Origin of the sequence: Streptomyces californicus (assembly GCF_000717645.1) — a bacterium.
Classification (GTDB): domain Bacteria; phylum Actinomycetota; class Actinomycetes; order Streptomycetales; family Streptomycetaceae; genus Streptomyces; species Streptomyces californicus.
In genome coordinates, this window is record NZ_JNZZ01000008.1 from 356,658 (window position 1) to 374,622 (window position 17,965).

10 protein-coding genes and 1 tRNA gene are annotated in these 17,965 nt (G+C 67.7%); 9 read left to right on the forward strand and 2 right to left on the reverse strand.

Annotated features, from left to right (window positions below; translation table 11 throughout):
- Positions 1-79: 79 nt before the first annotated feature.
- The 9 genes from IF19_RS0113555 to IF19_RS0113595 all read left to right on the forward strand — a co-directional run bounded on the left by IF19_RS0113555 (position 80) and on the right by IF19_RS0113595 (position 15,199).
- Complete coding sequence (locus IF19_RS0113555; protein ID WP_030113342.1) at positions 80-1,285, forward strand: DNA polymerase III subunit delta'; 1,206 nt, start codon at positions 80-82, stop codon at positions 1,283-1,285.
- 179 nt (positions 1,286-1,464) lie between these two features.
- Positions 1,465-2,994 (forward strand): alpha/beta hydrolase, encoded by a 1,530-nt coding sequence (locus IF19_RS0113560; protein ID WP_030113341.1) that lies wholly within the window; start codon positions 1,465-1,467, stop codon positions 2,992-2,994.
- A gap of 148 nt (positions 2,995-3,142) precedes the next feature.
- Positions 3,143-3,216 (forward strand) — tRNA-Thr (locus IF19_RS0113565).
- A 411-nt stretch (positions 3,217-3,627) separates the two neighbouring features.
- On the forward strand, positions 3,628-4,227 hold the full coding sequence (locus tag IF19_RS0113570) for a vWA domain-containing protein (RefSeq protein WP_234310539.1): 600 nt from the start codon (positions 3,628-3,630) through the stop codon (positions 4,225-4,227).
- A 75-nt stretch (positions 4,228-4,302) separates the two neighbouring features.
- Complete coding sequence (locus tag IF19_RS1000000135405) at positions 4,303-5,661, forward strand: protein kinase domain-containing protein (protein WP_158706242.1); 1,359 nt, start codon at positions 4,303-4,305, stop codon at positions 5,659-5,661.
- 254 nt (positions 5,662-5,915) lie between these two features.
- Positions 5,916-9,167 (forward strand): DEAD/DEAH box helicase, encoded by a 3,252-nt coding sequence (locus IF19_RS0113580; RefSeq protein WP_030113338.1) that lies wholly within the window; start codon positions 5,916-5,918, stop codon positions 9,165-9,167.
- Positions 9,148-10,725, forward strand: coding sequence for a hypothetical protein (locus IF19_RS0113585; protein ID WP_030113337.1), 1,578 nt, complete (start codon positions 9,148-9,150; stop codon positions 10,723-10,725). The genes IF19_RS0113580 and IF19_RS0113585 overlap by 20 nt, the downstream gene beginning before the upstream one ends.
- Entirely contained in the window at positions 10,725-13,061 is a 2,337-nt protein-coding gene (locus tag IF19_RS0113590; protein ID WP_078580543.1) for an AAA family ATPase, read from the forward strand. Before IF19_RS0113585 ends, IF19_RS0113590 begins: the two co-directional genes overlap by 1 nt.
- Positions 13,058-15,199, forward strand: coding sequence for a hypothetical protein (locus IF19_RS0113595; RefSeq protein ID WP_136975135.1), 2,142 nt, complete (start codon positions 13,058-13,060; stop codon positions 15,197-15,199). The genes IF19_RS0113590 and IF19_RS0113595 overlap by 4 nt, the downstream gene beginning before the upstream one ends.
- A 317-nt stretch (positions 15,200-15,516) precedes the next feature.
- Here IF19_RS0113595 and IF19_RS0113600 read toward each other — a convergent pair whose 3' ends face one another.
- A complete protein-coding gene (locus tag IF19_RS0113600; protein WP_030113334.1) occupies positions 15,517-16,161 on the reverse strand; it encodes a response regulator transcription factor in 645 nt (214 codons plus the stop codon).
- 74 nt (positions 16,162-16,235) lie between these two features.
- Positions 16,236-17,549: a sensor histidine kinase gene (locus IF19_RS0113605; protein ID WP_030113333.1), complete on the reverse strand. Its 1,314-nt coding sequence runs from the start codon at positions 17,547-17,549 to the stop codon at positions 16,236-16,238.
- Positions 17,550-17,965: the final 416 nt, after the last annotated feature.

Here is a 17,965-nt window from a genome sequence, read left to right on the forward strand (position 1 = left end):
CGGGGCGCCGGAGGGGGAGCGGCACGGCCGGCCCCCTGCCCGATGCTTTCGCACGACACCACCGGAAGGGCGGTGACCCATGACCGTATGGGACGACCTGGTCGGACAGGACCGAGTGCAGGAACAGCTCGCCGCTGCCGCCAAGGACGCCGATGCGCTGGTCACCGCCGCGTCGGGCGGTGAGCCGCTGGACCAGGGCTCGAAGATGACGCACGCCTGGCTGTTCACCGGACCGCCCGGTTCCGGACGGTCCACGGCGGCCAGGGCCTTCGCCGCGGCGCTCCAGTGCACCAGCCCGGACCGGGCCATGGGCGGTGCGCCGGGCTGCGGGTTCTGCGACGGCTGCCACACCAGCCTGATCGGTACGCACGCCGACGTCGAGGTCATCCGCACGGACCTGCTCTCCATCGGCGTGAAGGAGACCCGCGACCTGGTCCGCCGCGCGCAGCTCTCCCCTGCGGTCGGGCGATGGCAGATCATCGTCATGGAGGACGCCGACCGCCTCACCGAGGGCGCGGGCAACGTCCTGCTGAAGGCCGTCGAGGAGCCCGCGCCGCGCACGGTCTGGATGCTGTGCGCCCCCTCGCTCGAAGACGTCCTGCCCACGATCCGCTCCCGCTGCCGCCACCTGACCCTGAGCACCCCGCCGGTGGAGGCCGTGGCCGACGTCCTCATCCGCCGCGACGGAATCGACCCCGAGCGGGCGCACGCGGCGGCGCGCGCCACCCAGGGGCACATCGGGCGGGCCCGCCGTCTCGCCACGGACGAGCGGGCGCGGGCACGGCGGGCCGCGGTGCTGAAGGTTCCGCTGCGTGTGGCGGACGTGGGCGGCTGCCTCAAGGCGGCCCAGGAGCTGATCGACACGTCCACCGAGGACGCCAAACAGCTCGCGGAGGAGGTCGACGCGAAGGAGACCGAGGACCTCAAGGCGGCGCTCGGCGGGGTGGCGGGCGGCCGGATGCCGCGCGGTACGGCGGGGGCGATGAAGGAGCTGGAGGACAAGCAGAAGCGCCGGAAGACGCGTACGCAGCGCGACAGCCTGGACCTGGCGCTGACCGAGCTGACCGGGTTCTACCGCGATGTGCTGGCGCTCCAGCTCGGTTCGAAGCTGGCGATCGCCAACACCGACGTACAGGACTCCCTCGACCGGATCGCGGAGTCCTCCACGCCGGCGCAGACCCTGCGCAGGATCGAGTCGGTGATCGCCTGCCGGGAGGCGATGGACCGCAATGTGGCGCCGCTGCTGGCGGTGGAGGCGATGACGATGGCGCTGCGGGCGGGCTGAGCGGCCGCCCCGGCGGGGGTGTGAGCGGTCCGTTCGGCTGTACGGGAGCGGTCGGCGGGGCCCGGGTGCGAGTGGTCCGTGCGGCCGTACGGGGGGCCCACCGGGCTCCGGCGGGCACCCTGTTCACCCGAATGAGCAGGGAATCGGACGACTCGTCACCCGCCGGATACGCTCCCGGAATGGAAACCAGGCGCCCACTCCGTACCTTCGCCATCGGGATCGGCACTGCCGGTCTGCTCCTCTCCGGCTGCAGCGCCGGCGGCTCGTCGCCGAGCGCTTCGGCCACGGGCACGGCCGCCCCCGAGGGGCTGTCCTCGTACTACACGCAGAAGCTGAGCTGGCGCGACTGCGGCGTGGAGGGGTTCCAGTGCGCGACGATGAAGGCGCCGAAGGACTACGACAAGCCGGATGACGGCGACATCGACCTCGCGGTCTCCCGCAAGAAGGCCACCGGCCCCGGCAAGCGGATCGGCTCGCTCCTGGTGAACCCGGGCGGCCCCGGCGGCTCCGCGATCGGTTACCTCCAGGGGTACGCGGCCCTCGGCTACCCGGCCCCGGTGCGGGCCCGCTACGACATGGTGGCCATCGACCCGCGCGGCGTGGCCCGCAGCGAGCCGGTCACCTGCCTCTCGGGCAAGGAGATGGACGCCTACACCCAGGTGGACCAGACCCCGGACGACGAGGCGGAGGTCGGCAAGCTCACGGACGCGTTCGAGAAGTTCGCGGCGGGGTGCGAGAAGCGGAGCGGCGCGATCCTCCCGTACGTCTCCACCGTCGACACGGCCCGCGACATGGACGTCCTGCGAGCCCTCCTCGGCGACGAGAAGCTGAACTACGTCGGAGCGTCGTACGGGACGTTCCTGGGCGCGACCTACGCGGACCTCTTCCCGAAGCGGGCCGGCCGACTCGTGCTGGACGGGGCGATGGACCCGTCGCTCAAGGCCATCGACATGAACCGCGACCAGACGGCGGGCTTCGAGGGGGCGTTCCAGTCGTTCGCCGCGGACTGCGTGAAGCAGGCGGACTGCCCGCTCGGCACCACGTCCACGGCGGACGCGGCGGCCGCCTTGAAGCGGCTCTTCAAGGACCTGGACGCGAACCCGGTCCCGACCGGCGACGACCGTGAGCTGGGCGAGGCGCTGGCCACCACCGGGGTGATCGCCGCGATGTACGACGAGGCGGCCTGGCCGCAGCTCCGCGAGGCGCTGGCGGGCGCGCAGCGCAGCGACGGCTCCGGCCTGCTGTCCCTGGCCGACAGCTACTACGAGCGGGACCCGGACGGGAAGTACGCGAACCTGATGTTCGCCAACGCCGCGGTGAACTGCCTCGACCTGCCGCCCGCCTTCGACGGCCCCGACGCCGTGGAGAAGGCCCTCCCGGACTTCGAGAAGGCGTCCCCGGTCTTCGGGCGCGGCTTCGCGTGGGCCTCCCTGAACTGCGCGTACTGGCCCACCGAGGCCACCGGCACCCCGCACCCCACGGAGGCGAAGGGCGCGGCCCCGATCCTCGTCGTCGGCACGACCCGCGACCCGGCCACCCCGTACAAGTGGTCCGAGTCTTTGGCCGACCAGCTCTCCTCGGGCACCCTGCTCACGTACGAGGGCGACGGCCACACCGCGTACGGCCGGGGCAGCGACTGCATCGACACGGCGATCAACACCTACCTCCTGGAGGGCACCCCGCCCAAGAACGGCAAGAAGTGCACCTGACCCCAGCGGCCCCGCCTCTGACCCCAGCGGGCCTCCACCCCCGCCCCTGACCAGCACAAACGCCTCCGGGGGTGCCGTGTTCGGAGCACCCCCGGAAACTGTGTAGACTTGGCTCCGCTGCTGATCGCACCATAGTGCGACAGGGCACGCCGCCTTAGCTCAGTTGGCCAGAGCAACGCACTCGTAATGCGTAGGTCTCGGGTTCGAATCCCGAAGGCGGCTCAGAAGAACCCCAGGTCACATAGCCCGTGACCTGGGGTTTTCTCTTGCTCGGGGCATGGCGGGGCGCGCGGCTGGGGTGCTGTGGGGTGGCTTGCGTGAGCGATGCGTGAGCGAGCGGCGGGTGATCTGCTTCTGCGGTCTCTTCGTTCTTTTCGGATGTCTCTTCCGATGTCGAAAAAAGACCTACAGAGGCGAGTAGGTCTTGAAAGCTGTGCGCGACCAGCCTCTGCGTGTTGCGTTGCCCCATCCCGCGTGCAGCCTTTGCTGATAGGGGAGTTGACGTACCGGAGGGTATTAGTCATCCTGTTATGTTCTGCTCGTAGAGGTCCTTTCTTGGACAGTGGAGGAATCTTGGAAGAGCCCATTTCCGGTCGCCCTAGGGCGCAGCGGCCTCGCCCACTACCGGTGCTCGTGCTGGCGGACGTCAGCGGCAGCATGGCCGATGACGGCAAGATCGACGTGTTGAACCAGAGCATGGCCACGATGATCCAGTCGTTCGCCGCCGAAGATTCGCTACGCGGTGAGATCTGGACCGGCGTAGTGACCTTTGGTGGCCGCAGGGCTGCGCTCCATCATCCGCTGAAGCCGGCAGACCAGGTGCAGTGGACCGACATGGAGCCTGCGGGACGCACCCCGCTCGGGGGAGCACTCGATCTCGCGACCGAATTGCTCGCGGACGACGGCGTCATACCGCGCCGGGCCTTCCGCCCAACGGTTGTGCTGGTTTCCGACGGGATCCCGACCGACGAGTGGCGCGGCCCGTTGCAGCGGTTGCTGGCCTCTGAGAGGGGCACGAAGGCGCTCCGGCTTGCCGTGGGAGTGGGGCAGGACATGGACGAGGAGGCGTTCGCTGTGCTCAACGCCTTCATCGGCAACCCCGCCATCGCGGTGAAGCGTGCCGATGAAGTGCATGAGCTGCCGCGATTCTTCGACTGGATCACCGCCACCGTGACCACACAGGTGCGCAGCGGTCGGATCAGCATCGACGACCTGTCCGACTTTATGAACTGACCACCAAGATACCTGGGAGTACACCGAGTGCTGGGGACCGGCCCGAACTGGAGCACGACCGGATTGCAGGTCGTGGTGAGCACCGAGAACAGCCAGTCCATCGAACTGACACGCAGGCTCGGCGCGGGGGGCCAGGGAGAGGTCTGGGAAGCGAGCGGCGGTCGCGTAGCCGTCAAGATTCTGCGCAGCCGTGACGCGGTCGCCGCTCAGCGGCTCGCCGAACGGCTGCGTACTGTCCGCCTGCTCGACCTGGACGAGATGCCGCTGGCACGCCCGCTCTCCCTGCTGGCACCGCCCTATCTGGGTTACACGATGCTGATGCTCGCCGACATGGCCGCGTTGCAGCATCTGGTCAAGCAACCTTCGGGCGCCGGCGATCTCGCGGAGTGGTACGCGACGACCGGCGGTCTGAGGCGGAGGCTGCGATTGCTCGGCCGACTGGCTGGCGCGCTGGCCGAGTTGCACGCCAGGGGCTTCTGCTACGGGGATCCGTCGCTGGTCAACGTGATGGTCTCCGATTCACTGGAGCACGAGCAGGTGTTCCTTATCGACGTCGACAACATCGCCGTGGTCTCGGAGGTCCGGGACGGCGCGTACGTTACTCCGGGGTACGCGGCACCCGAGGTCGTCACTGGGCGACGTGGTGTGTCTAGCCTTAGCGACGCCTTCGCCTTCGCGGTGATGGCCTTTGAGACGCTTTCCATCCAGCACCCGTTCATCGGAGATCTCGTTCACGACGGTGAACCGGAGTTGGAGGAACGAGCCTTCGTTGGCGGGATTCCCTGGGTAGACCACGGCAGCGACCAAGCCAACAGGTCGAGCTTCGGGCTGCCCCGTCGCCACACCCTGACGCCGGGGTTGCGCGCCCTGGCGGCGCGGACATTCGAGGGCGGGCTTGCCGACCCCATCGGGCGGCCCACGGTGGGCGAGTGGCGTACGAAGCTGTTCGAGGCCGCCGATCTGACTCTGACCTGCGAGGGGTGTCGGGGTTCCTTCTACGGCAGTGAGCCCGCGTGTCCGTGGTGCCGGAACCCGCCACCACCAGCTCTGGTCGCCCGAGTCCTCACTCAGGTACCACCCAACAAATCGGGGGAACAACTGATCGCACGGACCAGGCAGGCGGTCCTGTTGCAGCGAGAGATGGCCGCCTCGATATCGAAGCGCACCGCCACAGGGTCGGTAATCGGCGGTGAGCTGTCCGTCGTTACCCTTCTGTTCGACCGCACCGGGCAGCTGACCGTGCGTAATCGTTGGGACCGGCCGACGTGGGTGGTTGGCCCGGGTGGGGGACCGTGGCTTCCGGTCGAGCCCGGGCAAGAATCCGCCATTCCCGGACTGGCCAAAGGCGCCATATGGGAACTGCACTTCGATGCTCAGCACACACCGCACAGGCTCCTGCGCTTCAGTCGCCTCACTCAGGGGGGCGGCCGGTGAGCCCGGGCGCGCCCGACAGCGGGCAGGCTAGCCGCCCCCGGCCGATGCCACCGAGTGGCAACGGATCCTCCGGTTCATCACGCGGGGGAAGCCGGAACCGGCCTCAATATCAGGCCAAGACGAGCAAACTGTCCCCGCTTTCAGGCGCCGCCACGTTGATCTCCCTGACGTGGCAGCTACGAGCGGCACCACCGCAGGTAGCGGCCGACGAGACAGAGGCGGTCCTGGGACATACCCCTGCTGGCGGAGTCGTCGTGGAGATCGACGGGGTACGAGCACCTGCGGTCGGCTTGACGGACGAGGACAGCCGCAAGCTTCAACGACTCCTTGGGTCAGGCCGGGCGAGGGTGGTCATCGCGCTGTGCCTCTCTCCTGCCGTGGACCAGGGGGCATGGCCACGTCTGGACCTCAATGTGTACACGTACGACAAGGGGCCGACTGGCACGCCGCTGGCGATCGGAGTGACCGACAAGGAGTTTCAGAGCATCTTCCGAGCCGCTGGCAGGCCCCGATACGACAAGCCCGAGTGGGCGCTGCGGTGGCTGAACGAGCGACTCGTTCTGCCTCCTCTTCCCGGCTCCGCGGCCAGCACCCCAGGTCGTATGGTGATCTCGGCCGGTCCCAGGGAGAGCGCCGAGGAGCCGGTCGCTTTCCGTATCCACGGTCGAGGTGTGGCGGTCGATGTGAAGACCGTGGGCGACCGGGTGATGCTGAGCCGAGTGGTGCTGCGCGGCCACGATGCACAACAGGGACCACTGAGGCTGATCAACCGCTCAGTCGCCTTTACCGACGAATCCCAAGCCACGCGTCTGCGTGCCGAGATGAAGCGGCAGCTCGCCAAACTCGCCTCGGGCGAAGGCTTCCTGGCTATGTGGAACACCTACAACCGCAAGGAAAGCTGGTGGATCCATCGAAGGATTCACGATGACAGGTACCTCAAGTACGACCGGGTGGTGCGCCGGCACGACGGCACCCTTCGCTTTCACGTAGCCGTGCCGACAGGGCCCGATGAGGGCAAGCTGTCCCTGTTGGACCAGGCATACCGCAGGAACGAAGACGAGGCTCTGGAACTAGAGGCATCCATAACCCTGCCGTCCGTCCTGCTGCGCGAGCCCGCCGCTGACGGAGAAGAGTGGGGCCTGCTCGACGACGAGCTTCCCCAGGAGTCGGTCAGCGGTGAGGTTCTCAGCGCCGACCCCGTCGCGGGCACGGTCGACGTCCGGCCGCGGCCCGTCGAAGCGCGGGCCGGGATGCCCGTCCAGCGGCGAGACCCCGCTCCGCAGGGCTTCCTCTACCGGTCCTTCCGAGGCGACCGCCGACGACTGATGCGGCGGCGGAAGGCCTTTGACCTTGTACGAAAGGGCCGCACCGCGATTCCCAATCTCCTCGCCCTGCTTGAAGGCGATCCGGCGCCGGCGCCGGTGCTGGAGCGCCCGATCGACCCGAAGTCAGAGGCTACCTGGGCCTGCTTCAAGAAGGGACGGCCGACGGAGGCCCAGGAGAGCGCACTGCGCGTCGCACTCAACACTCCTGACGTCGCGATCATTCAGGGTCCGCCGGGTACAGGCAAGACCCAGGTGATCGCTGCTTTGCAGACCAGGCTCGCCGAGGCCGGAAGGGGCTATGCCCGGCTTCGCGGAAGTATGTTGCTGACCAGCTATCAACATGCCGCCGTCGATGAGCTGGTGGAACGGTCCGTGGTCTTCGGCCTGCCCGCCAACAAAGTCGACCGGGCGGGTCGTGGGACCACGGTGCAGATCGACCGCTGGCAGACGGAGACGACGACCCGGCTGACCGAGCGGATCGCCAAGACCGACCAGGGTCCCGGTATGGTCGCGCTTCGCCGGGCGGCAGCACTCGCCGCCGGGTACCTTCTTGCGCCGACAGATGCCGTGGGCACCGCCGCGATGTTCCGTGAATTGATGGACCTCACTGATGGGCTGGTGCCCGGGCGGATCACCGATCGGCTCAGGAACCGCCTGGCGGCACTCAGAGTGCCGCGTCCAGTCCTCATCGGATCGGACGCGGAGGAGTTGGCGGTACGGGCAGTGCGGGGCATTCGGGTGTCAGCGGAGTCGTTCGGCGACGACGGTCCGGCTGGGGCGGCGAAAGCCTTGAGGAGGCTGCGTACGCTCACGGACGTAGACCTCCCGGACAACGGGCTCGAACTTCTGGAGAGGGCAGCTGCTTGGGATGAGCCAGGCCCGCCTGTGTTCCTGGCCGAGTTGGCCGCTCTTCGGATCACCCTCTTGGAGCTGCTGGCCACGCCGGCCGGTCCCGCACCGGCCCCGGCGGTCGACCCGGAGCTGCGCCGCCTGATCGAGGACACTGTGGACGCTCTGGCGGACCAAACAGCCGAGTCAGCGGCGGACGGTGTCACGCTGGCGCTGCTGGATTACCGGGAGGCGCTCGACGGTGACCCCGACGCAGTGCACTGGACGCTCCGTGAGTACACCGCCTCGTACGCCGCTACGTGTCAGCAGGTCTCGTCGCCGGCGATGGCCGAGGCGAAAGGTGAGTCATATGTCGACGATCTTGTCTTCGACACCGTGATCGTGGACGAAGCGGCCCGAGCCAATCCGCTCGATCTGATGATCCCGCTCATTCACGCGGGCCGGAGAATCGTGCTGGTCGGTGACCACAATCAGCTACCGCAGATGCTGGAGCCGGACGTGGAGCGCGAGTTCGAGCCGGTCACTCGGGAACTGCTCTCGGAAAGTCTGTTCCAGCGACTGTTTGAGGGCCTGGCGAAGCCTGGTGTCCCCGTGCAGCGTGTGGTGACCCTCGACAGCCAGTTCCGCATGCACAGGGTGCTCGGCGATTTCGTCAACCGCAACTTCTACGGGGATCTCAAATCCCCTCGGCCCGACGACGAATTCGCGCACGGTCTGTCCCGCTATGGCACGGCGGTCGCGGCCTGGCTGGACGTACCGCCGAGCGTCGGTCCCGAATACGGTGAGCGCAGCAAGTGCCGGCCGGCGGAGGCCGTGGCCGTCGCCGAGGAGGTCGCCCGTCTCGTCGACGAGACACCAGACCTCACCATCGGGGTGATCGCGTTCTACTCCGCCCAAGTCGAAGAGATCTGTCGCAAGCTGGCGGAAAAGGGCCTGCTCGCCCGCGTGGGCAGGGACTACGAGGTAGCGGAGCGACTGCGGTACGACAGCGGCGGCCACCGGATGGACAGGTTGCTGGTCGGTACCGTGGACGCCTTCCAGGGCAAAGAGTTTGACATCGTGTTGCTATCGACCACCCGCTGTGCTCCACGGCAGGAAGTACCGCCCGCGGCCACCGACCGCACGTACCCCAGATGGGTCGCGAGGCGGTACGGACATCTGACACTCCAGAACCGGCTTTGTGTGGCGATGAGCCGTCAGAAGCGGCTCCTCATATCCGTAGGTGCTGCGTCGATGTTCGACGCCGGTTTCGCTCCACCAGCACTGGCTCCGCTCACCGACTTTCTGGACATGTGCGGAAAGGGGGCGCCCTATGGCCACCTCGGCCGCTGACTGGTCCCGGGCCAGGGTGCTCAGCTACGACCGGCGGGAACCCGGCGACGGCCGGCTCTGTCTGCTGTGGCCTGCCTGGGCATACCGCGTCACCGCGCCCGTCCTCAAGCACCGTGGTCTGGATCTCTTTGAACGAGTCGTACTCGGACTCTGTCAGGCGGGTGTGCGCCGGCCTGACCGCATGGGGGCCCTGATCGAACTCGACGCCCGACTGTGTGCGCACATTCTTGACAGGGCTGTCGGCGCTGGACACCTAAACGAGCGCCACGAGCTCACGGATCAAGGGCGCCAGGCACTGCGCACCGGTTCGACGGCCGAATCCCCGGAGTGGCAGGTTTGCCACATCTTCGAGGACCCGTTCTCGGGAGAACTGTGGCCTCGGACGACCGACTCACTTCGCGAGGCGCATGTGCTCCGCTACCACGGTGAAGGCGTGGAGCTGCAACTGGGCACAGTTGGCAAGTCGGACCGTGCGTCGGCGCGACGGGTCCGGCCGCCGGACCGGCCTCCGCAGCGCCCCAACGCCGCGCGCGTGGTGGCCGCGGCGAGCGAGGATCGGGACGCCCGTCGCGTCTTCAAGGTGCGCCAGTACGAACGCCGATCCGGACTCGACCCGGTCGCCGCACCCGAGGGCCTGGTGGGCTCTCGTGGGCCCGGGGGGATTCCCGAGAACCTGCCGGAACTTAACCGGATCGCGTTCCTCAACGATCCTGAGCCGGTGTACCTGGTGGGGTTCTTGGAGGTGTCTGGCGACGCCGACACCGAGACGGCCGAGGCATGGACTGCGTACGACCCGTTCGGGCTGGGTCCCAGCGACTTCTTCCAGTCATTGGTCTACCGCTTCGGCCGCGACGACGGCACGCTCGACGAGGAGATACAGGTCCGGGCAGCGGCGGAACTGGCCGCGGCCAGCGCCCGGTACATCCAGGCGGATCAGGGCCTGCGCGATCTATTGGAAGAGCGCCTGGCACATGACTTCGGCCCCGAGATCCGCGGCGACCGTGACGCCTTCGATCTCATGTTGGAGCTCGACGTAGCTGTCGAGTCCACGAACCGGGACGAATCGATGGAGCGGATCGTGCACACGGCGCTGCGTCTGTACGAGGTGCTATTCCGCCGGATGATGGTGGCGTATCCGGTGAACGACGGCACCTTCCGCACGTTCAAGAACTCACCGACGCTGCGCCGGGCGATGCTGGAAAACGCGGCTCAGAGCGTCGGGTTCCACGGGGTCACACGGCTCTACTCCGGAGTCCGAGATAGAGAACTGGACGATAGCTACCGCAAGCCGGAGGAGGGCTTCCTCAAAGCCATGTTCCCGTTGACGCTGCTCGCGGCCAAGGAGTATGCCGACCATCCGCTGCGCCCCATGGCGGTTGAGCAGCCCGACCTTCCGCTCACACTCACCGTTCTCAACCCGCTGCGCAACCGGGGTGCGCACGCGGGACGTGATGCCACCAACCCGCATGATGCTCAGTGGTGCCGAGACGCCGCGGCCTGTGCCGTGCGGGCTCTCCTGCGACTGCCCCACCCTCGAACCGAGAGGACTTCGCTCTGATGGCCAGGAACCGCAGGGCCCGACGGACACAGCCGAAGCGTCCCGATTCGCCGAAGACGACCAAGAAACCCTCCCTGGCTGAGATGGTCTCGCAGGGCATGACGTCCGCCGCGGTCGAGCTGGGCAGTGAAGCCATTCCTTCGGCGCAGCCGGCCGGCCCCCCGCACAGCGAGGAGGATTTGGCCGATCTGTGGCAGCAGGCCACTCAGGTGACGCGGGCCTACCATGACGCGGTGAAGGGGCTGGAGCGGCGGGAGGGAGCTGCCACCGCGAGGGAGGAGGAGATCGTACGACGTCGGGAGCAACTCGACTCGGAAGCAGAGATGTTCGACACTCGGCGTAGTGAGCTGGCCGAAGCCGAGTCGGCCCTGGAGCGGGAACGAGAGGTGCTGTCGGAGCGCGCCGCCGCACTGGACGGCCGCGACCGCGCTTTGCTGGACCGCGAGTCGGCGCTTGCCGTAAGGGAAGAGCGGGAGAAGGAGCTGATCATCGCTGAGGCTCGCACAGAACTAGACGCGGCCCGCAGGCGGTTCGACACCGCCCGCCTCGATTTCGACGAGGAGATCGAGCGCCAGCGGTCCCGTCTGCGCGAGGAACTCTCAGCCGAGAGAGAACGGCTGGTCTCGGAGCGTGCGGAGCTGGCCGAGGAGTGGCGGCGAATGCGTCACCAGAAGGTGGAGTTGCAGGCTCGCGAGGAAGATTTCCAGGACACCAAGGAACTGTACGCGGAGCGCACCACTCTCGCTGTGTCGTCCGCCACCGAGCAGATCCGTGCCGAAGCCGAGCACCGGCGACGGCTCTATGAGGCGGCACGGGACGATGCCGACATGCACAGTAAGCGGATTGCCGAGTACGAGCAGCTCGATCGGGCGTTCGGAAGCCAGAGCCCGGTTGACGCTCTGGCCGAGTTGGAACGGCTACGCGACGAGAGCGCGGAGCTGCGACGGCTCCGGCTTTCGGCGCCCGGTGAGCAGACCCTGCGGCTCGCCGCTCTGGAGGAAGAGACCCGCCAGCTTCGCGACCGGTGCATCACCTATGCCGCCCACAATGAACGGTTGCAGCGCCAGCTTTCGGCGCACGAGATCACGGCCGTGGAGGTTGAACGCCTGTCGGTGAGCAAGGAGGCGCTTGAGGCGGAGGTACGAGCCTATCGGGAGCAGGTCGAGGAGCAGAAGCGCGACTGGCAGGGTTTGGTCGAACGGAGAGAGGGCGAAACTGCCTTCGCCGCTTGTAGCATGATGGACGAGAACTACGACACCGCCCCGGGTGACCTCGCCGAAATGGCCCCTCCACTGAATGAACTGGTCGCGCACGTAAGGGCGTTCATCAGGCAGCAGCACGGGCTGTTCTACGAGATGGCCGATCTGCGTTCATTCCTCGGCGGTCTCGCCGCGACGCAACTGCACTTGCTCGAGGGCATCAGCGGCATCGGCAAGACACAGTTGCCGCAGCGGTTTGCCGAAGCGATCGGCGCGACCACGAAGATCGTGTCCGTCGGCGCAGACTGGCGCACACCGCAGGATCTCATGGGTTACTACAACGCCTTCGAGCGCCGCTTCTACGAGTCAGAGTTCACCAAGGCCCTCTACCAGTCGCAGTGCCCGAGGTTCTCCGCGCAGCCGTTCTTCATCGTCCTGGACGAGATGAACCTTTCCCATCCGGAGCAGTACTTCAACGACGTGCTGTCCGCGCTCTCACGCGAAGTTTCCCGTGAGAGCAGGCCCGATCTCGTCCTGATGAGTTCCGCTGTGGAGCCGTCTCCCCGGCTGTTGCGTGAAGGGCGGCTGTTGCCCGTACCGAAGACGGTCTTCTTCGTGGGCACCGCCAACCAGGACGAGACGACACTGGCGTTCGCGGACAAGACGTACGACAGGGCGAACGTGATCGAACTCCCCGCCACGTACGAGCGATTCACTGTCCCGCCACAGGACTCCATCGAGCCGCTGAGCTGGAAAGCCCTCGAAACTGCCTTCGACGCCGCCGAGGTGGCGCACCAGCGCGATGCCCACAAGGCTGAAGAATTTCTTGCCAGCACACTGGCTGACCGGATGGCCACCGACTTCCAGATCTCTTGGGGCAGTCGCCTCTCCGCGCAGCTCTCCCGATATGTGCCCGTGGTCATGGCTTCTGGAGGATCTCTGAGCGAAGCCACCGACGAACTGGTCGCGCGAAAGATTCTGCGCAAGCTGCAGGGGCGCTACGAAGTCCGGGTGGACCACCTGAAGCAGCTGCGAGAGGATCTAACCGTCAACTGGCCGAAGTTGTCGGCCGAGGGAACCCCTGATCGATCGGTAGCCGCACTCGACAGCATCATCCGCAAGCTGGGCCACGAATGATGGACAGCGATGACCTGCTGGACCGAGTCTCAGGCCGACCGGTATCGGGGACCGTCGGGCGCGCGCTGACGGGTCAGTACATTTTCTTGCCGGAGCGCGGTTCTGGGGAAGCCGGACTCCGACCGTTGGGGACCGGCGAGTATTACGTCGAGCAGAGGTCGCCGGACAGGGCGGAATCCGATCAGGCGACGGTGGAAGCCGTTCTGGCAATTGGACGGATCGTCGCAACGCTGACCGCACGGAAGGCCTCTCTTACCGAACTGGCAGACATCCACCCGCTGGTGGATGGTGCGGCCGCGATGAAGGCCCTTAGCCGCCAGCCTCTGGAAGAGGCGATCGAGGAGCATCTTCCCTTTCTACGCTCGGTGTGTTTCCGTCCTGTGAGCCGGCTGCTTCCCATCAATCATCTGGTACCGGTACCCAGGGCGCGGCGTATCACACCGAATACTGTGATGCGCTTGGCCGCGCACAGTGAGGACTGGGCCTCGTTGCGCCCGGACGGGGTGCGTCCGGATCGGGTGCTCAGCCCTGAGCGCGAAGTGAATCTGGACCTGTACGAGAACCGGGTCGCCGTTCACCTCGTGGACCAGCTCTGGCGCTATCTCACCGTGCGCATAGCCCAGATTCGGGATATCAAGGGCATGTTCAGTGATGTAGAGCGGTACATCGACGATGTGAGCAGCCGACCGTGGCAGCAGAGCAGCTTGAGGCTTTGGCATCTGCTTGCTCATTTTGTCAAGCAGGAGGAATGGGACGCTCGGGCCAGTCTACGTTTGCAAGAACTGGAGAAACTGCGAAGTGCGGTGTCCGCACTTCGCAGATCACCGTTGTGGAACAGCGTGAACCGGCGCGCGGCGCTGGGTACTTCGCTGCGCGCCACAAACCTGTTCATCGGCGAAGACCGCTTCCGCCACGTCGCCGACCTCTGGCGGCAGTGGATGGCTACCCGAACGCGTTTCATTTCAGTCGATGACGAATTCAGTCGTGGTCAGGAATGGTGCCGAGGGTACGAATGCTACGTCGTCGTTCTGCTCCTCCGAGCATTCGATGAGGTCGGCGGAGAGCCAGCGGACCAGTCAGTACTCGCCCGGGGCGCGGTGCCGGTGCATTACCGGTACAGAGGATCTGACGTGACGCTACGCTGGGGTGAGGACGGCGTGCTGGTCATTGAGCGCGACGAGACTGTCGTGCTGCGAGTGGTGCCGCTCCCACACCCCTTGACGGAGTCTCGGCTGAGGGTGCCCGTATTGGACGAGCTTGCCATGCTCACCGTTCAGCCGCCGACCGAGCCCACGCTCGTGCTCTACCCGGGAGGCAGAGAGGAACGGCAAGAGTTGCCGCAGTCCGTGCGGCTGCAATCATTCGAAGCGCCCGGCGCACCGGCGCCCGGCAAGGACGGCACTCCGCTGTGGAAGATCCCCGTATCACCTCTGGAGATCGACAGCGTGACTAGGCTGGGCCGAGGGCTGCGCTTCGTTCTTGAACAGCCCCGCCTGTCCGGTTATCCGTACCACGTGTCGGTCGGCGCCGGAGTGGACACCGAATTCGTGTCCAGGATCCCTTGGCTGTCGATGGGGACGAACGGGCTCATCGTCACACGCGTACCGGCCGATCATGAGTTGGCCGCCGCACGAGCAATGGTCCTGGCGCAGCGCCGGGACACCTCTCGCTTTCAGCAACGAGGCACGAATGCCACGGCGGTGGAAGAGCTGTGGGAGGAGGTTGGACGCGCTGTCAAGCAGACGGTCGCGCTCACGCGATGTCCTCGATGCGGCGCCGAGTCCGCCACCCCGGATCGAACTCTGCAGATTCGGGGCGATGGGCACTTTCGATGCTCGTGCGGTCAGTGTGGCGGAATCTGGGAGGGGCGGCGGTGTCGGACGTGCCGCCAGCTATACCCCATCCTTGAATCCTCGGCTTTGGTTGATGCCGGGAACGCAGATGGCGACTACCTCGATCGACACTTTGCGACAGACCTTCTGGCGGCACCGTGCTGGGTACGAGCCCGGGTCTTCATATGCCCACAGTGCACTGTCTGTGGGAACGCCGAAGGCGAGAGTCAGTGTGCGCGCTGTAGTGATGGCAGTGCCACGGCTGGGCAAGGACTGGGCGGACGCCGGTCCAGGGCCTCCGACTGAGTTCCAACACTGACATGAGGGGGTCTTCGGGGCCCGAGGCCAGGGCGGGCATGCGCAGCCCAGACGCGACGAAGACCTGACGTACAGGGTTCTTTGCTGGCCCCCGTGTAATGCGTAGGTCTCGGGTTCGAATCCCGAAGGCGGCTCAGTGAAGGCCCAGGACAGATTGACTCTGACCTGGGCCTTTGTGGTGTTCGAGGCCGGGTGCTGTGGGTCGGGGGTGTTCAGTTCGGCGCTCCGTCGTCGTCGCCCACCGTGATAGGTGCGTCCGTCGGGACGCCCTCGTCTCATGCTGCCCGGTGGCGCTGTGGCGGTGGTCAGGCGCGGAGGTAGGTCAGGACGGCCAGGACGCGGCGGTTGGTGGCGTCGGACAGGGTCAGGTCCAGTTTGGTGAGGATGGAGCCGAAGTGCTTGCTGACGGTGCCCTCGCTGATGTGCAGGGCGGCTGCGACCGACGCGTTGGACCGGCCCTCGGCCATCAGGGCGAGGACCTCCTGCTCGCGGGGGCTCAGGGTGGCCAGGGGGTCGCGGCGGTGGCGCAGGAGCTGGCGGACCACCTCGGGGTCGACGACGGTCGCGCCGGCGGCCACGCGTTGGAGGGCGTCGACGAACTCCTCGACGTGGCCCACGCGTTCCTTGAGGAGGTAGCCGACATGGGTGCCGTTGGAGGAGTCGAGCAGCTCCTCGGCGTAGGCGCGCTGGACGTACTGGCTGAGGACGAGGACGGGCAGCCCGGGGTTCTTCTCGCGCAGTCGCAGGGCGGCCCGCAGACCTTCGTCGGAGAAGCCGGGAGGCATCCGTACATCGGTGACGACGATGTCCGGGTCGTGCTCGGCGACGGCCGCCGTGAGTTCGTCGGCCGTGCCCACAGTGGCGAGGACCTGGTGGCCGAAGCGCTCCACGAGGCCGACCAGGCCCTCCCGCAACAGCACACTGTCCTCGGCCAACACGATGCGCACCATCTGGTTCCCCTGTCGGGCTCGGGCGCGTCCGGCGGATCTCGACCGGTCCGCGATCCTGATCCGCCGGGCACACCCTAGCGGACCGGTCGGGCGTCGAGCCGGCGGTCCGGAGCCGGGGGGCAGGGCACGAGGACGCGGAGGACCGTGGGCCCGCCGGACGGTGAGGACACCAGCAAACGGCCGCCGAGGACCGAGAGGCGATCCGCCACTCCCTCCAGCCCGGTGCCCTCCGCCTTGTCCGCGCCGCCTACGCCGTTGTCCCGTACGCGGACGTCGAGTCGGCCCCCGTCGACGCGGGCCTCGACGGCGGCCCGGGTGGCCCGGCTGTGCTTGGCGACGTTCGCCAGCGCCTCGCACACCGCGAAGTAGACGGCGGACTCGACCGCTTCGAGGAAGCGGTGGGGCAGGTCGAGATCGAGGTCGACGGGGACGGGGGAGCGGTCGGCGATGTCCTCGACGGCCGCGGCCAGGCCCCGGTCGGTGAGGACCTGGGGGTGGATGCCCCGGATCAGTTCCCGCAGTTCGACCAGGGCGGCCTGGGCCTCCCCGTGGGCCTGGGCCAGCAGCCCGGCGAGGGGTTCCTCGCGGGCGTCGAGGCGCGCCAGGCCCAGGTGCATCGACAGGGCGACCAGTCGCTGCTGGGCGCCGTCGTGCAGGTCGCGTTCGATACGGCGGCGCTCGGCCTCGAAGGCGGTCACCAGGCGCATCCGCGACCGGCTCAACTCCCGTACGCGTACGTCGTCCTGCTCGGGCGGCGCGTCCAGCAGGAGGCGGGTGAGCCGTGCGCGTCCCGCGGCGAGCAGACCGAGCGGGTAGGCCAGCAGGGGGAGCAGGAGCAGTCCGGCCAGGGCGACGGCGAACGCCGCCGGGTAGGAGTGCACCAGCCACAGCTTGATCACGCGCACCTCCTCGCCGCCGCCGGCCGTGGCCATGACCAGCGGGGTGGAGACCAGACCCCCGCTCACGCCGATGACCGTGCCGATGATCACCGCCTCCAGAGGCCACAGGAGGCAGGCGAAGAGCAGGGCGTACCCCAACTCCCGCCAGGTGGAACGCTCCTGGAGACGCGTGCGCAGCCAGGCGGCCGGACCGGTGCGCGGCGGGTCCCGGTGGGCGTCGGCCATCGGGACGGCCGGGTCGATCAGACGCAGCCGACGCCGTTCCAGCCGCGCGACCGGCAGCCCGGCCAGGACCAGCATCAGCAGGAGAGGCACCCCGACGAGGACCACGGTCAGCAGGCTGCCGGCCAGCGCGAGGACGAGCAGGCAGACCAGGAGGGCGGCGCCCAGCGGCGCGCTGGTCAGGAAGTACAGGGCGCAGCGCCACGGCCAGCCGCTCCGGAGGTACCGGCGCTCGTGCAGGGCCTGCCAGAGGCCGGGTGTGTGCATGAGGGGCACGATATGAGGCCCGTTTCGCGCGGAGCCACCCAGCCGGCTCCGCCATCGGCCCGGTGGTCCGTGCGCGGCCGCCGGTGGTCCGTACGCAGCCGTCGGTGGCCTGTACGTGGCTGTCGGTGGCCCGTACCGGCCGCCAGTGGGCTGTGTCCGGTGCGTGGGGTGTTCCTCTCCGTGTCCGGGGCCCGCCCGGGGTGCTCCTTCCCGTGACCGGTCCCCAGGGCGCTCCTCCCCTTGTCCGGTCTGCGGTGCGCTCGTCTCCGTGTCCGGTCCGTGGGGCGTTCCTCTCCTCGCCCGGGTCCCGGTGCGCCCCTCCCCGCGGCCGGCCCCCAGGGCGCTTCTCCCCCTGTCCGGCGCGGTCACCGTCCGCCGGGAGGTGGAGCTGTCTCCACCCCGAAGACTCCTCCCAG